General features: G+C 48.2%; 13 protein-coding genes and 1 pseudogene. 6 read left to right on the plus strand and 8 right to left on the minus strand.

Annotation, left to right across the window (positions count from 1 at the left end):
- Positions 1–699, minus strand: coding sequence for a DUF2225 domain-containing protein (locus tag QNH46_RS19990; protein ID WP_283928510.1), 699 nt, complete (start codon positions 697–699; stop codon positions 1–3).
- Between the two features lie 59 nt (positions 700–758).
- The gene (locus QNH46_RS19995) at positions 759–1,136 is read right to left on the minus strand and encodes a globin domain-containing protein (protein WP_213593163.1); all 378 of its coding nucleotides are present in this window, start codon (positions 1,134–1,136) and stop codon (positions 759–761) included.
- Between the two features lie 390 nt (positions 1,137–1,526).
- On the opposite strand from QNH46_RS19995, the gene ylbJ reads away from it, so the two are divergent.
- From ylbJ to QNH46_RS20010, 3 genes are all read left to right on the plus strand, one after another.
- Entirely contained in the window at positions 1,527–2,810 is a 1,284-nt protein-coding gene (ylbJ, locus tag QNH46_RS20000) for a sporulation integral membrane protein YlbJ (protein ID WP_213593161.1), read from the plus strand.
- Positions 2,811–2,934: 124 nt separating this feature from the next.
- A complete protein-coding gene (locus QNH46_RS20005; RefSeq protein ID WP_155612642.1) occupies positions 2,935–3,738 on the plus strand; it encodes an NAD kinase in 804 nt (267 codons plus the stop codon).
- A 137-nt stretch (positions 3,739–3,875) separates the two neighbouring features.
- Positions 3,876–5,327 (plus strand): S41 family peptidase, encoded by a 1,452-nt coding sequence (locus QNH46_RS20010; protein ID WP_283925744.1) that lies wholly within the window; start codon positions 3,876–3,878, stop codon positions 5,325–5,327.
- A gap of 154 nt (positions 5,328–5,481) precedes the next feature.
- Here QNH46_RS20010 and QNH46_RS20015 read toward each other — a convergent pair whose 3' ends face one another.
- A complete protein-coding gene (locus QNH46_RS20015; RefSeq protein WP_283925745.1) occupies positions 5,482–5,853 on the minus strand; it encodes a YutD family protein in 372 nt (123 codons plus the stop codon).
- A 25-nt stretch (positions 5,854–5,878) separates the two neighbouring features.
- Positions 5,879–6,778, minus strand: a complete 900-nt coding sequence (lipA, locus tag QNH46_RS20020; protein ID WP_213593156.1) for a lipoyl synthase — start codon at positions 6,776–6,778, stop codon at positions 5,879–5,881.
- A gap of 175 nt (positions 6,779–6,953) precedes the next feature.
- On the opposite strand from lipA, the gene QNH46_RS20025 reads away from it, so the two are divergent.
- The gene (locus tag QNH46_RS20025; RefSeq protein WP_283925746.1) at positions 6,954–8,015 is read left to right on the plus strand and encodes a M23 family metallopeptidase; all 1,062 of its coding nucleotides are present in this window, start codon (positions 6,954–6,956) and stop codon (positions 8,013–8,015) included.
- A 34-nt stretch (positions 8,016–8,049) separates the two neighbouring features.
- Here QNH46_RS20025 and yunB read toward each other — a convergent pair whose 3' ends face one another.
- Both yunB and QNH46_RS20035 read right to left on the minus strand, forming a co-directional pair.
- On the minus strand, positions 8,050–8,811 hold the full coding sequence (gene yunB, locus QNH46_RS20030; protein WP_283925747.1) for a sporulation protein YunB: 762 nt from the start codon (positions 8,809–8,811) through the stop codon (positions 8,050–8,052).
- A gap of 100 nt (positions 8,812–8,911) precedes the next feature.
- Positions 8,912–11,157, minus strand: a pseudogene (locus QNH46_RS20035) (ATP-dependent helicase).
- 694 nt (positions 11,158–11,851) lie between these two features.
- Here QNH46_RS20035 and QNH46_RS20040 point away from each other — a divergent pair.
- Positions 11,852–12,541, plus strand: coding sequence for an ATP-binding cassette domain-containing protein (locus QNH46_RS20040; protein WP_283925748.1), 690 nt, complete (start codon positions 11,852–11,854; stop codon positions 12,539–12,541).
- On the plus strand, positions 12,507–13,463 hold the full coding sequence (locus QNH46_RS20045; RefSeq protein ID WP_283925749.1) for a hypothetical protein: 957 nt from the start codon (positions 12,507–12,509) through the stop codon (positions 13,461–13,463). The genes QNH46_RS20040 and QNH46_RS20045 overlap by 35 nt, the downstream gene beginning before the upstream one ends.
- A 76-nt stretch (positions 13,464–13,539) precedes the next feature.
- On the opposite strand, the gene nadE is transcribed toward QNH46_RS20045, so the two are convergent.
- Complete coding sequence (nadE, locus tag QNH46_RS20050) at positions 13,540–14,367, minus strand: NAD(+) synthase (RefSeq protein WP_283925750.1); 828 nt, start codon at positions 14,365–14,367, stop codon at positions 13,540–13,542.
- A gap of 398 nt (positions 14,368–14,765) precedes the next feature.
- On the minus strand, positions 14,766–15,137 hold the full coding sequence (locus QNH46_RS20055) for an ArsR/SmtB family transcription factor (protein WP_283928511.1): 372 nt from the start codon (positions 15,135–15,137) through the stop codon (positions 14,766–14,768).
- Positions 15,138–15,168 lie beyond the last annotated feature (31 nt).

Genomic DNA, 15,168 nt, shown 5'->3' on the forward strand with positions numbered 1-15,168 from the left:
TTACCCCGTAATCTCTTCCGTCAGCTCTTCCCCTTTGCTGAGCATTTCTTCCCGCAGCAGCGCCCATTGCTCGCGGCTGGCGCGAATCATTGAGGCATCGATGATTTTCTTATCGTTGATCACCTTCGAGAACCATTTGACAGCTTCATTATATGCCCCGATTCTGCGGTTTAATTCACCAATCAAATACATGAGGCGCGCATCGTTGCCGCTAATCCCTTCATTTTCGAATACCTTTATGTAAGAACTCAAGGCATGTTTCAAAAATCGCTGCTCCTGTTCATGATCCTCTCGATAACGGTACAGCCAGGCAATATGGTGAAGCAAGCTCGCAATAATCCGTTCCTTCTCGCCGATCGTCTGCGCGCAGAGCAGGGCGAGTTTGTAGGTCTCCAGCGCATGTTCCCAGGTTCTTGCTCCGCCGTAGCTCCGTTTTACGAGCCGGTTGCTAATATTCTGCTCGAATTCGCGGCGCTGCCGTTCCGTCAGGCGGTCATTCGAGTTCTCCGTCGAAGCGAAGCCGCAAGATGGACACACTCGCACCACATAATAATCGGGATTCTCATCGCGGTAATAGCCGCAAAAGTCCGTATCCGTCCGGATCGACCGCTTCAGGCTGGGCCTGACTCGCGATGTCGAAAATTCATTCTGGCAATAAGCGCAGGTCACCTTGATTTTGTAAAGAGGTTCCAGTTCCACACGATTACTTCCTTTCATCGCCGTTGTAAGACGTTATATCATCACTTTCGTCTTTATCCTTAGGGCGTGTTTACGAAATGAAAAGCAGGTCCAGACAACCGTTTAATGACAAAATCCTTTAATTCTTCCTCAATTCCAACTTCCTCCAGCGCCTCCGTCATGCACGCCAGCCAAGCCTCCGCCCTTTCGCGCGTGACCGGAAATGGCAGATGCCTCGCCCTCATCATCGGGTGGCCGTAGGCGTCCGAGAACAGGGAGGGGCCGCCAAAAAATTGCGACAGGAACATAAACTGCTTCTCCATCACGGGGTTAATATCCTCCGGGAACAAAGGCCCAAGTAGAGGATTCGCCTTCACTTTGGGATAAAAGGCCTCCACGATTTGACGGATGACCTCCTCGCCGCCCAGGTTATCATAAATGCTTAAACTTGGATTCACGGGATTCCTCTCCAACTTCCACATTGTATTTTGGTGCTCCTATTAAGTATAGCAAAAAAAAATAAAAGCTCCTACCGGAGCCCTTACGTACCAACTGGATTAACCTGTCTGTTATGTCAATAACTTCGCCAATCCTCTTCACTGGAATGGACGCGAGAAGCGCGGATCACATACACAAAGGCGCATACAAGCACACCTGCTACAAAACTCATAGCCAACACTCCATCCATCAGAGATTTTTGTCCCGTGACGTGTACATCTGTGATTTTTATTCTAACACATCTCTTTCAAAAATACAGTATAAATTGTAATCGCTTTCTTGCTTTTTTTGTGCTGTTTGTCCTAATCTAATCATACACTTCCACTATGAACTTTGTGGAGGCGTTATTCATGAACCTGACGCGAATTGCCATTTCGCTCATTATATTGACGATGACGTCGCTCGGCGTCCTGATGGTATGCTATCCCGCCGTTTCCTGGGAAGCCGGGGTGACAGGGCTAGCGATCTGGTGGGAGGTTTTATTTCCTTCCCTCTTTCCCTTCTTCGTCATCTCCGAACTGATGCTTGGGTTCGGGATCGTCCATTTTCTAGGAAAATTACTGGATCCCCTTATGAAGCCATTGTTTCGAATTCCGGGCAGCGGCGGTTTCGTGGCGGCCATGGGCTTTGCCTCCGGCTATCCGGTCAGCGCCAAGCTGGCGACCAAGCTTCGGGAGCAGCGCCTCATTAGCCGCGTGCAAGGGGAAAGGCTCGTGGCCTTCACCACTTCCTCGGACCCGATTTTTCTCATCGGGGCCGTATCGGTCGGCTTCTTTGGCAGCTCCCAGCTGGCGGGCATTTTGGCGCTTGCCCATTACGGAAGCGCCCTCCTTCTGGGCATCCTGCTTAGGTTTTACGGTACCAGGGAGGAGGAGAGCCTGCTTCAGGGAAGCGCCATAGACATGATACCGGATCAAGGCTCCGCTCCGTCCGGCAGAATGTCCTCCTCCCCGGCAAAGTTCAGCCTGCGTTCCGCGCTTCAAGCGATGCACGAGGCCCGGTTAAATGACGGGCGCAGCCTGGGCGAGCTGCTGAAGCAGGCTGTCTCCTCCTCCCTGCAGCTGATGGCCGTGGTCGGCGGTCTCGTCGTTTTCTTCTCGGTCGTCCTGAAGCTGCTCACCGCTTCCGGCATCATGAGCCTGCTTTATGCAGGCATTCAATCCTTGCTAGTTACGGCCGGCCTGCCAGCTGATCTGGCCGAGCCCTTCGTGGGCGGAATGTTCGAGGTAACCCTCGGCGCCAAAGCAGCCGCGGCTCCGCCCGGCGTTCCGCTCATGTATAAAGCCGCAGCGGCGGCATTCATTTTATCCTGGGGAGGATTGTCCGTCCACGCTCAGGTGGCCAGCATTCTGAACGGAGCGGATTTGCGTTATCTCCCCTTTTTGGCCGCTCGCCTGATCCACGGCATCCTGGCGGCATCCTTATTGCTGCTCCTCTGGACTCCAATGATGGGCACCGGCTCGGCAGCCATGCTGCCGGTCTCGCCGGAAGAAGAAATATCGGTGGGATGGAGCAGCGTTCCTGACGCGTTTGTCATTTTTCTGAAATGGATAGCGGTTCTTCTTATTTTATCTCTGCTCGCCCGAATCATTCATTGGATACTTGCCCGAACCGAAGGGAGAACAAGGAAATGAACGTTGTGTTCTGCTCCAGAATTGATTATGATCTTTACGAACGGTAGTTTTTTTCTTGCGATACCAGGAAGCACTTGCTTCGAAGTTATTCTTTCTGATATCTATTACAAAGGAGCCTGTCATCTTGAGATATTACGTTCTTGACCGTGGCGATCAATTGTCGGTTGAATTGAGCGAAAAATTCCACCAATTGGCCGCAAAACAAGGTCTTCAGTTGGATGCAGAGTCACCGGACATCGTTGTTTCCATTGGAGGAGACGGGACGATGCTCCACGCTTTCCATACGTTCATTGACCGTATACCGTCGATCTCGTTTGTGGGGGTACATACCGGGCACCTCGGTTTTTTCGCTGATTGGCAAGCCAATGAAATTCCGGAGCTCGTCGATATGATTACCCGGCACAAAGATGAATCCCTGCTCAAGCCCCGGATTGTGCATTATCCGCTTATTGAGCTGGAGATTCAGAAGAAATCAGGGACCTCCTCGTATATTTGCCTGAACGAATTCACCTTGAAGGGCGTGGACGGCACGATTGTCGCCCAGGTTGATATCAATGATCAAATGTTCGAAATGTTCCGGGGAGACGGGTTTTGCATCTCTACGCCTTCCGGCAGCACGGCTTATAATAAGAGCCTGGGCGGAGCCATCATCCATCCCTCGATCAAAGCCCTGCAAATTTCCGAAATCGCCTCGATCAACAACCGGGTTTTCCGGACGATCGGGTCTTCCCTGGTGCTGCCGAAGCATCATCATTGCGATATTTATTCGCGGAAGGAACAGAATTTGCTGCTTACTCTGGATCATATTAATTACCCGATCAGCGACCTTATCTCCGTTCGCTGCCAAGTCGCGAAGCAGAGCGTCAGCTTCGTACGCTATCGTCCTTTTCCTTTCTGGAACCGCGTCCGCAACGCCTTCCTCGGATAAGATACTACTCATAGGCGCCTTGCCACCAGTAAACGGATGTTGCAGAAACATCCGTTTTCCTATATAAATTTCTTTTTTTTACCTGTATGATAGAGTTATATTTCAGTTAATACATAGCAAAGGACGTTTTTATGATTATGTTGAAATCATGGTACAAGTCAGCTGTAATCACCCTCCTTCTTCTTGCGCTTTGCCTGCCTAAGGCGGTATATGCAGACGGCAGCGCAATTGAGGCGGCGGAGGCCAGTGACCTCGAGGTGTTGCAAGAGGTTCTGCAATTATTGAATGACAACAACCTTGAGGGGATTCAAAGGGAAGAATTCATTGAAAACGCCATACGGGGCATGGTTTACACTTTAGATGACCCTTATTCGGATTATTACACGGAGGAAGAGCTCCAGGAGTTTGAGAATGATCTTAATCAGGAATACGTCGGCATCGGGGTACTGCTCCGGTATGTCCAAGGCAAGCTCTACGTCACTGAGGTGCTCGACGGCTCTCCGGCGAAAGCGGCAGGTGTGCGCAAAGGGGATGTCATTACCAGCGTAGACGGCTATCCCGTGACCAGTGTGGATGATATTTACCTCATTCAAGGCGAAGAGAATACGAAGGCTAGCATCACGATTAACCGGGGCGGCAGCAAGCTCTCCTTTCAGATTGCAAGATCCCACTTCGCTCTTCCGGCCGTTTCCAGCCGCATGATATCGGCGGGAGATATCGGGTACATCGCCATATCTTCGTTCTCTGACCAAGCGGATGAAGAGTTCGCTGTTCATTTGAGCAAGCTGCGCAAGTTAGGCATGAAATCTCTTGTTCTGGACCTCCGGGATAATTTGGGGGGATACGTGGAATCGGCGCAAAACATCGCCAAGCATTTTATTAAAGACGGCGTGCTTATGTATATCGAGAGCCAGAACGGCATCCTGGAAGCCATTAAAATTTCGGAAGGCAGTTCGCTTAACATGCCGGTCGTCATTTTGACCAACGAGTGGACGGCCAGCGCCTCGGAGATTTTGACCGCAGCGCTGCGGGATAATGGCATCGCCAAGGTCGTAGGGACCCAGACTTACGGCAAAGCGCGGATCCAGAACATTTACTCATTGTCAAACGGCGGCTCACTGAAGATGACAATTATGAAATACTTAACGCCAAAGCGCGAGGATTTCAACTATATCGGCCTTGAGCCGGACGTAGAAGTGAATCTCAATCAGACCGCCCAACTCATTACAGCGATGCATCAAATCGGTCTTACAAACATGGAAATCAGCGGAAATCCCTGGGAGCTGAACATTAACAACATATCCTTCAGCGGCTATCTTGACGTGATACAGGACGGCAGCAAAGTCTATGCATCCTCCCGTGTGCTCGCTGCGCTCGTTCAAGGCCAGGTATCCTGGACAGCAAATACCGGCGTGCTGACGATCACCGAGGGCTCGGGGAAAAAACAGCAATTCAAACGGGATGCGGGCAGCGTCAAAATTCTTAACGACGAAACCTTTATCGAACTTGGCGTATTCAAGAAAAGTTATCCTAATGTCGATTGGAGCTACCAGCAGGGACTATTGAAGCTGAAGGTGAAAACGAAGTAACAGTCCCCGGCATATCATGCAATTCTACAGATGGATTAAGATGATCCCTGCTACGCTATATCGGCAGCAAAAAAAAGACGTCCTTTCGAATTTCGAAGGACGTCTTTCATCGTTGGGTTGTAAATAATATGCAGCTGCTCTGCAAGAGCCTGTCCTACAGTTGCTCAGAGGCATTCTCTGGACTCGGGGAAGCGGATGCCTTGGAGCTGCCTTTCTGCTCTCTTGGCTCTTTGTGTTCCTTATTGTCCCTTGCGTCCTTTGTCTTCTGAAGTACAAAATAAGCGCAGCCGAAATTGCAGTACTCATTGATGTAATCCGTGATTCCCGAAAAAGCGGTATCCCGGTTCGCCTTGGGATGGTTATCGCGCAAAAAGCCTTTGAGCCTCAGCTTCTCGTAACCCCAGTCCCCAAGGATGTAATCGTACCGATCCAGTACTTCGCTGTACCTCTGCTTGAAGGCTTCGGCATCCCAAGCATTCTTGTAATTCTGAATCAGTTCGTATGTTCTGCCACCGATTTGGATCATTCGGTATCCCCCTCTTGCCTTGCCCTCAAATTTCTGCCGGAACGACTTCCTGACGGCTCTTCGCCGACTTCACCTGCTCGTGGGCATGATAAGAGCTGCGTACAAGCGGGCCGGACTCCACATGACTGAAGCCGCGCTTCATGCCCTCTTCCTTCAGCTCGGCAAATTGTTCCGGCCGGTAGTATTTCTCCACATTTAAATGCTGCGGCGAAGGCTGCAAATACTGACCGATCGTCAAAATATCGCAGTCCACGGCCCGCAAATCGTCCATCGCCTGCAAAATCTCGGACCATTCCTCGCCTACCCCCAGCATAATGCTGGATTTCGTAGGTATATCCGGCTGCATCGACTTGGCACGCCGAAGCAGCTCCAGGGAACGGCGGTATTTAGCCTTAGCGCGTACACGATCCGAAAGACGTTCGACCGTCTCAATGTTGTGGTTCAAAATATCCGGCTTCGCGTCCATGACGATACGCAGCGAATCCTCGTCGCCTAAGAAGTCGGGAATAAGCACCTCTACGCTGCAGAACGGCATGCGCTTCCGCACAGCGCGGACTGTCTCCGCAAAGATAGATGCCCCTCCGTCCTTCAAGTCATCCCTTGCGACGCTGGTAACTACGCAGTGGCGCAGCCCCATCTTCTCTGCAGCCTCGGCAACGCGCTCGGGCTCCTGCAAATCCAGCTCCGTAGGCAACCCGGTATTGACTGCGCAGAAGCGGCAGGCTCTCGTGCAGATATCGCCAAGAATCATGAATGTAGCCGTACGGTTGGCCCAGCATTCATATATATTTGGACAACGCGCTTCTTCGCATACCGTGTGCAGCGTCTTGGAACGCATCATCTCTTTGATTTCCTGATAATTATCGCCGGTCGTCAGTTTGATTCGAATCCAATCCGGTTTCGGTTCTTTAGCTAGTTTGGACAAGAATAGAGACCTTCCTTCTCTTGGAATAGGCTATAGCGCCATTATTATACCATGAATCCTATGGAAAAACCTCATTGACAAATGGAATAAAAAAACATCTTTTATCCCAACCTAAAAAAACGCTGTTTCCTCTATGGGGAATCGGCGACGGATTTTTAAAGGAGGAGATCTCATCTTGAGGTCGAGTTTATTCTTCGTCAGCAGGATTATTCCTTGCCTCGTTGGGGTGACGGTACTGACGTCATTATGGAACATTCCCGGTTTTGGCGCATCAGCGGCAGAAGCCCCCGGCAAGCCGGGCTCGTCTCTCCCCAAAAACGATTATGAGCTTAGACGGAGCTTGTACGAAGAAATTGGTTTGCTGACGCAGATTCCTTGGCACTGGCTGGCCGCGATCGATCAGTATGAGCGATCGATCACTCCGCGCAGCCAGCAGGCGGAGATGAATCATAGAATGATCCGAATCCGCTTTAAGGAAGCCGTGTGGGCGGGTCCCTTAAACCCCAACCCCAATGATATCAATCCCGCAACGATCGCCCTGTTCGGCGGCATCGGCAAAGATGCTTCGTCAGACGCAAAAGCCGACCCCACAAATGATCGGGATGCTTTATATACGATGGCGGCTTATTTGCTTCACTTCGGTTATAGCGACGACGATATCCGCATCGCCCTCTGGCGCTATTACCAGAACGATTCGTCCGTCGAGCGGATTCGCCAGTTTGCTAAAATATACAAAAGCTTTAACCGCATTGACCTTTCCGATAACGCTTTTCCGCTTCCCGTAACCAGCACCTATACATACCGGGACACGTGGGGAGACCGGCGCGGCTGGGGCGGACTGCGCACGCACGAAGGGACGGATCTGTTCGCCTCTTATGGCGTGCCCGTTCGCAGCGTTTGCTACGGCATCGTCGAAACCAAAGGCTGGAATCCTTATGGGGGCTGGAGAATCGGAATTCGCGACTTGAACAATCGCTACCATTACTACGCACATTTACAAGGCTTCGATAAGAAAATCAATATCGGCGACACGGTCAGCCCTAGCCAGATGCTTGGCTGGGTAGGCAGCAGCGGCTACGGCCCTCCGGGTACACAGGGAAGATTCCCGCCCCATCTTCACTATGGCATCTATAAAGATACAGGAACGAGGGAATGGGCGTTCAACCCCTTTCCCCTGCTCCAGCAATGGGAAAAATCTGAAAGAGTGAGGAATAAAAACAACAAGGGAGCCTCCTGACGGGCTACCCTTATTTTCCTACATTTTATTTCTTTCACTCATGCCCGGGTTCCGTGCCTGAGCTTGCTCCTGGCTGCTCCGGGATCGAAGGCAATGCGATATTCGGCGCGTTCACGCCGTTCTCTCCGACAGGATTGCCTTTGCTATCGTAGTAATACATCGGGACATCTCCGACTACCAGCATATAGGATACCGGAATCTCCGTCTCCACGGCCTGAGCTCCCATATCGAATGGAACGACGACCGCCAGCTCCGTCCGCACCCGCAGGAACACCTCCACGAGAATCATATTGATTCCCGCCTCCTGGCGGCGCGTGTTCAGATCGACCTTTACGTCGCCCTTCGGCTCGATGCGGATGGGGATGCTGGGGCCGAAGGAGGCCAGAATGGGACTGCCCAGCGCCTGTCCTAAAGGGATATGCTCCGATAGCCTAGACACATCGTCAATCGTAGCTCGAACCGTCTGAATCGTATCAGACGTAATCTGCATATGCGCGGAGTAATTCAGCATGAAGCCGGTGATTTTGCCGGAGGAATCGGTCTTCCAATCGATCAGGTTATCGATTTGCTCCCGGTTGGCCACTTGGGCCGTAATCGCCTCATTGATCGATTCAGTGGCAATTTGTTTCACCCGGATCTGAGCCAGGTGCTTGATGGGACCGATCATATTGCGCTCCACATATTGGCCAAACAGCACGAAGGCCGTAACCAAAAAGACGAAAACAATAAACCAGATATTTCTCCTGCTGAGCTTTCCTCTTCTTCTTCGGCTGTGCCATCCCCTTCTGATCCGCATTCTCTATCCCCCCAGGCAGCGCTCAATTGCTTCACCACCCAGTTTATGCAGGACGATCGTGAAAAAGAAGGACTAACTCCCGGTTTGTACCTTCTCTCCATTAACCCGAAATCTCCACAGGCTCCAGAAGCTCAAGCAGGCCCATCTCCAGGCATGTCCGAACGGAAAGCCGCTTGGTTCCAGCAGCAAACCGCATTTCGATCAGATCGGCAGGACCGGATACCCTGATCACCTCTCCCGACCCAAATGCCCGGTGAAGAACCTGCATTCCAGGGGACAGTTCTTCTGCCGACCGGATTGTATTCGCGTTCATCGAGGGAGCTGCAGCAACAGCCCCGCTGGCTATTTGCCGCCCGGAGTCCAGGCTCACACGAAGCTGCGGAGGATGCAGAATCGTCCGAACCTCGGTAAGGAACACAGATTCCGTCGCTTTCTCCCCTTCCCTTTGCTGATATGTCAGCAGTTCAAGCTGCGTCTTGGCTCTTGTCATGCCGACATAGAACAGCCGGGCCGCTTCCTCCATGAGCGCGCCGTTCCGGTCGCCTCCCTTCAAATCCTCTTTGGATGGAATAATGCCGTTAATCAGATCGATCATATATACATGCTTGAATTCCAGGCCTTTGGCGCTGTGGAAGGTCGAAAACGTGACGGCATGCTGACCTTTTCTAGATTTGGAGGACTTCAACAAGGCCTCCAAATGCTTGAGGCGCTGCGCGAATTCCTCCATCGTGTTCAAGGACTCCGCAATCTCCTCCAGCGAATTAAGGATGCCCAGCAAATATTCCTTCCGGAAGCCGAGACGCTCGCACATTTTATCGAGAGCCTTGCGTAACCCAGCTTCGCCCGAATGACATCTATCGCCTCTAAAGGCGGCATGCCTTTCATCTGTTCAAAAATCCACTTGCACTGCGGCAGCTGCCTCTGCTGATAATCCCGCAATGGCACGTAATTCAACAAATTATCAAATACGGATTCATTGTTGTTTATTTCCTTTAATGCAGCCATCTGCTGCTTTGTAATATAGCCGTTGAATTTCGTATGAATGGCTTCCAGTATATCCGGCCTCCGGTCCGTATACGACATCCTCATGAAATTGAGAATATCCTGCACCACCCAATGCGAAAAAAAACGATTATCCGCATCACGCATGTAGAACGGAATCCCGGCGCGGTCAAACTGATTCATCAGATCAATGGAGGTAGCATTGTTCCGATATAGTACCGCTACCTCGCCCAAATTGCCCAGCTTGCGAATTTCTTCGACTAAATACTTGGTTTGCTGCTTATAGTCGGGCAAGAGCTTGATAGAGATCGGCTGCCCCTCAGCGTTGTGTGTGAACATTTGCTTGTTATAACGGCTTTTGTTCCGTTGGATAAATTGATTGGCTGTCTCGACAATATTTTTTGAGGAACGATAGTTCTGCTCCATATACAGAATCCGCGCCTCCGGATACATCTGCTGAAATTCCAGCAAATAGGACGGCTCCGCCCCTCGCCAGCTATAAATCGATTGGTCGTCATCCGCTACCACACATAAGTTCCGATGCACCGCTACCAGCTTTTCAACGATCGCATGCTGCACCAGCGACGTATCCTGACTTTCATCGGTGAGCATGTAATCGTAGCGCCGCTGATATTTGCGAAGCAGTCTTGCATCTTTGCCAAGAATATCATTAGCCATCGTCAGCATATCATCGAAATCGATGAGCAAGCCGCTTGGATGCTTTATCTTATATTTTTCGTATTCGCTGAGGATTTGCTCTGCATGGCGCACGCCGCAGGACACATCGCCCCGCTTGTTCTCCGGGATCATTTTATTTTTAATATAGCTAATATATGTCGTTAACTCTTCCAGTTGGTCATCTGTAATGTTCTCTCCCGTGACTGCCCTGAATATATCGCGCAATATCAATTTCTTATGCAAGTAGGGAGCTGCCAGATCATCTGCCTCTCTCGGTTCTACATCATGATTCGCCCCATGCCCCTCGATCAATTGGAAGGATAATCCTTGAATTCGGAAGGACTCACGCACAATTTCGAAAGCCAGGCTGTGGATCGTGGAAAAATCAACGGGCGGCAGCTCCGGAAAAAATCGCTGATATCGCTCCTTCATATCCCCGGCCGACGCCCGGCTGAAGGTAATCGCCTTAATTCGCGAAGCCTGTGCTCCCTTCTCCTCGATCAGGTAAGCGATCCGCATCAGCAGCGTCGTGGTCTTTCCCGAGCCAGGCGAAGCAAGCAGCAGCAAGGGGCCCTCCGTATGCAGAACCGCCTGCTGCTGCACTTCATTGAGATGAACAGCAATTTGCTGTTTTTTGCGTATAAAAAAGGGATGTTCTTGCTGCATGATCGTTCCTTTCAAAATCTCTTTATTTCTCGCAATATTACAACCAATTTTTAAACAGTAGATAAAGCTATCCAAGCCCAATTTTGTTACCTCTGTCCCAGTTCTTATCATATTCAGAATGAGAAATCGACCTTATAGTCTATTCAGCATCTTTCTTGATCTACCTATTTTTATGAATATTGTAATTATTTACAAATGTGTAACACAAAATAAATATTATATGGTATGGTAGGAAACATAATACAAAAAAAGAGGTAAAAATTGTGAATTTAGGCAAATTTTCTAATCTGCTTCCGCTGCAAGTTCTGTATCCTCTTATAGTTTTAAATTATCGAGAGGCTCCTTTTTAGCGTGGTCTGATGCTATTGTAGACTGGACAGCAAATTCAACTCAAATAACATCTAGCGATGCTCACCAAAAATCAGGATATATATTTCCTAATATTGTAAGGACAAATGGGATTACCAAGCAAAAGTCTTCCGCTGCCTCATATCATATCTACCTATCTGAAACGACAATTGGTGCGGGTGTCGTTACCCCATGGGGTGATGTTACTGTATATGAGACTGACTTTTCCGACTACTTAAAAGTGTATAAAGACGGATCAGCAACAAACTATTAATAATAAATCTAATTGCAAAAACATCGGCCATTTTAAACGAAATGGTCGTTGTTTTGCGTACGGAGGAACTTAATGATCACTATAAGCGGATTAACAAAAGCATATGGAAAGAAGACGGTATTACAGAATATTAATTTGCAAATTCCTAAGAACAAGATAACTTTTATAACGGGATCTAATGGTTCAGGAAAAACTACACTGCTCAAGTGTATGCTCCATTTAGAGGACTTCGATGGCGATATTAAATATGAAAACCAGCCATTGAATGCTGTAAGAGAGAAGGTGTTCGTTATTTACGATAGCTCGCCTCTATATCCTAATTTGACAGGTTATCAGAATATAAAATTATTGGTTAAAACTGCTCCTGCATTTAATAACGATATATCTCTATTAGATAAGAAATTATTATCCAACAATCTTAGACCGGAAATATTAAAAAAGAAGGTTAAAAGCTACTCTTTCGGACAAAAGAAACAATTAAGCATAATGATCGCGTTACTTAATCGCCCCGAATTCCTTTTTTTAGATGAAGTTTCTAATGGCTTGGATTATGATTCTCTTATGGAACTACAAAGCTTACTAAGTGAGCTTTCCGTCGATACTACGATCTTAGCAATAGGGCATCATTTTGAATACTATTCTCCTATTATTGATAAGCTTATCATTCTTAATGACCAATCCGCAGTTCAAATAGATAATTTCAAGCAAGTGGAAGGTGGTGATATTCGTGAGATTTACAAACAGTATCTTAAGCATGAGTAGGAGAGAATTAAAATATCAATGGTACTCCCACCTTCTAACGGTGTCTATACTTGTTTCTATCTTTGTATCTCTACTTAATTTATACGGATTACAGACCAAAGCCGAAGGTGCCTATGATTTATTTATCAGAACCTATAACCTATACCAAGAGGAAGGTATGGATGTAGAGAGCATGATGGAAATGCCCCTAAATATTATAAAAAGTGATAATACAGAGATGATTGATAATCCTGTTCGTTATCGATTTGAAGAAGCAGAGAAGGCTATTCAATTATTAAAGGGTGGGGCAACAATCACACAAACATTGGAATGGATGACCTTTATTTTTTTTCCTATAATCTTTGCTCTATATTCGATATACATTTCAACCTATGATTATAAATATGAAACTATAAAAATAAAGGCAGCTCAATTTAGCTGGCCAAAAATTATATCGGCAAAACTCTTCTCCCTATATGCGGGAGTCTTCATCATATTTACATGTACTCTTCTCATATCATACGCAGTTGGCAACTTATTATATAATGGAATAATCAGCAGCCTGTCTTCTGAAGATCTTCTCAAAATGAATCTAAATATAACGAATAATCGGCTTTTTCTGCAAATCATTTTTAGTCTTGCGATTAGCCTACTGTTTTCCACTATAGGGTTTGTTCTTGGCCTTTTATTTAAAGCCGCTCTGTTGCCTATAATAATATTTTTGGTGTACGACTTAATAATTCCAATTATAGGGAAGTACGATATTAGAAACATGATCTCCGTCATTGCTCATCAAATATTTGATTTTAAAGGCAGATTCCAACTATTTAAGCCCGTTCCGATTAATTACTTCACTTCATTATCGTTATTGTTTTTTGTATTTACCCTATGTTTATCCTTATCCTATTTCTTCTTTTGGAGACAGAGTAAGTATAGTGTCTAAACACATATAACTCCCTCTGCAGGATTAATCAGCCTGTAGAGGGAGCATGAAAGATCGCTAGGTAACTTGCGTTCACCTATTTCCACCACGTATCGAAAGGCGTGGCCGGAAGCTCCCGCTTATGCCGGGAAATGGCATACCGCTTCTCGATGCTCGCTTTATCCTGCGGATCAACGGCATTTCCCGTCAAATATTGATCCAGCACCTCGTAGGAGATGCCGAGCTCGGTTTCGTCGGATTGCAGAGGTTTGTCGTCCAGCAGATCGGCCGTCGGTATTTTCAGATAGAGCTGTTCAGCTGCCTTGAGCTCCATCAGAAGCTCGCGTCCTTGCCCCTTGGTCAGTCCGGCCAGCGGCAGCACGTCAGCCCCCCCGTCACCGAACTTCGTAAAAAAGCCCGTGACCGATTCAGCGGCATGATCTGTACCTACGACCAGGCAGCCGGTTTCTCCGCCGATGGCATATTGAACAATCATGCGCATACGCGCTTTGGCGTTGCCTTTATTGAAATCGGATAATTTTTGGCCGGTGCTCTGTTCTACCACGTTAGCCAGAGCCAAGACAGGCTCCTGAATGTTTACGACGAATTCCCGGTCTGCCTGAATGAATTCCATGGCCGCCACGGCATCGGCTTCATCCTTCTGCACCCCATAAGGCAGGCGCACCGCATAGAACGTAGCCTCGTACCCCTCGGCACGGAGCTCCTCTACCGCCAATTGCGTCAGCCGGCCGGCCAGCGTGGAGTCCTGGCCTCCGCTAATGCCTAGAACATAACCCTTCGCACCGGCCTTTTTGCAATAAGCTTTTAAGAAGTCGATCCGGCTGCGGATTTCCGCTTTTACATCAATGCTCGGCTTGACGTGTAATGCTTTAGTGATTTGCTTCTGAGTATTATTGATTGACATTTTAATACGTAACTCCCTTCTACCTGTCTATAAACTTATCATTACCCCAAACGGCTTGAAAAGCCATCTTTCGTAGAAACTTCCCCAAGTCAGATTTGCCCTCTGTCTGTCCGTTTATTGTACCATGATCATCTTCAATAAAATTCAAACCGCAGCATAAAAAGTCCCCAGTTACTGGGGATTTGAACCTATGATCGCATGGTATATATTTTCAATATATTATTGCTGAAAAGTGGTTAATTCTAATTCGTCATTTTCATGTATAATAACATCCCCCTGGTAGGTATTCAATGGAATATAAAAAGCTGCCGGAACAGCATCCCGCAGCTTTTGTACTATGCATATATGTTTAAAGCAAGCTTTTCACAGGATTGCCCACAGTGCATCCGAAAAATGAGCTAGCCGTGTTTAATATGCTGGAGCGTTTGCAGAAAAATCTGCTCGATATGCTCATCATCCAGGGAATAAAACACCGTCTTGCCTTCCTTCCGCCTCTTAACAATTCGCATGTTGCGGAGTGTTCTCAGTTGATGGGAAATGGCCGATTGCCCCATGTCGAGAAGCACCGTGAGATCATGCACGCATAATTCCTTTTGCAGCAGCGCATCCATAATACGAAGACGAGTGGGGTCACTAAAGGTCTTGAACCAGTTGGCCATCTCCGAAGAGGTCTCCTGATCCATAAGCGAAGTGCGCAGGGATTGCAGATCCGCCTCTTCTTCCGGACAGGCCGTATCGTATTTATTAATTGTTTTAACGGGTTTGTCCATTTTTTCAATCACCGCCTATAGGGCTTATTAT

It is taken from the genome of Paenibacillus woosongensis (genome assembly GCF_030122845.1).
GTDB lineage: Bacteria > Bacillota > Bacilli > Paenibacillales > Paenibacillaceae > Fontibacillus > Fontibacillus woosongensis_A.

Coding starts and splice junctions, on each gene's coding strand:
- ylbJ (WP_213593161.1), top strand. CDS start 1,527: ATGAACCTGACGCGAATTGCCATTTCGCTCATTATATTGACGATGACG.
- QNH46_RS20010 (WP_283925744.1), top strand. CDS start 3,876: ATGTTGAAATCATGGTACAAGTCAGCTGTAATCACCCTCCTTCTTCTT.
- QNH46_RS20015 (WP_283925745.1), bottom strand. CDS start 5,853: ATGATCCAAATCGGTGGCAGAACATACGAACTGATTCAGAATTACAAG.
- yunB (WP_283925747.1), bottom strand. CDS start 8,811: ATGCGGATCAGAAGGGGATGGCACAGCCGAAGAAGAAGAGGAAAGCTC.
- QNH46_RS20040 (WP_283925748.1), top strand. CDS start 11,852: ATGATCACTATAAGCGGATTAACAAAAGCATATGGAAAGAAGACGGTA.
- nadE (WP_283925750.1), bottom strand. CDS start 14,367: ATGTCAATCAATAATACTCAGAAGCAAATCACTAAAGCATTACACGTC.
- QNH46_RS20055 (WP_283928511.1), bottom strand. CDS start 15,137: ATGGACAAACCCGTTAAAACAATTAATAAATACGATACGGCCTGTCCG.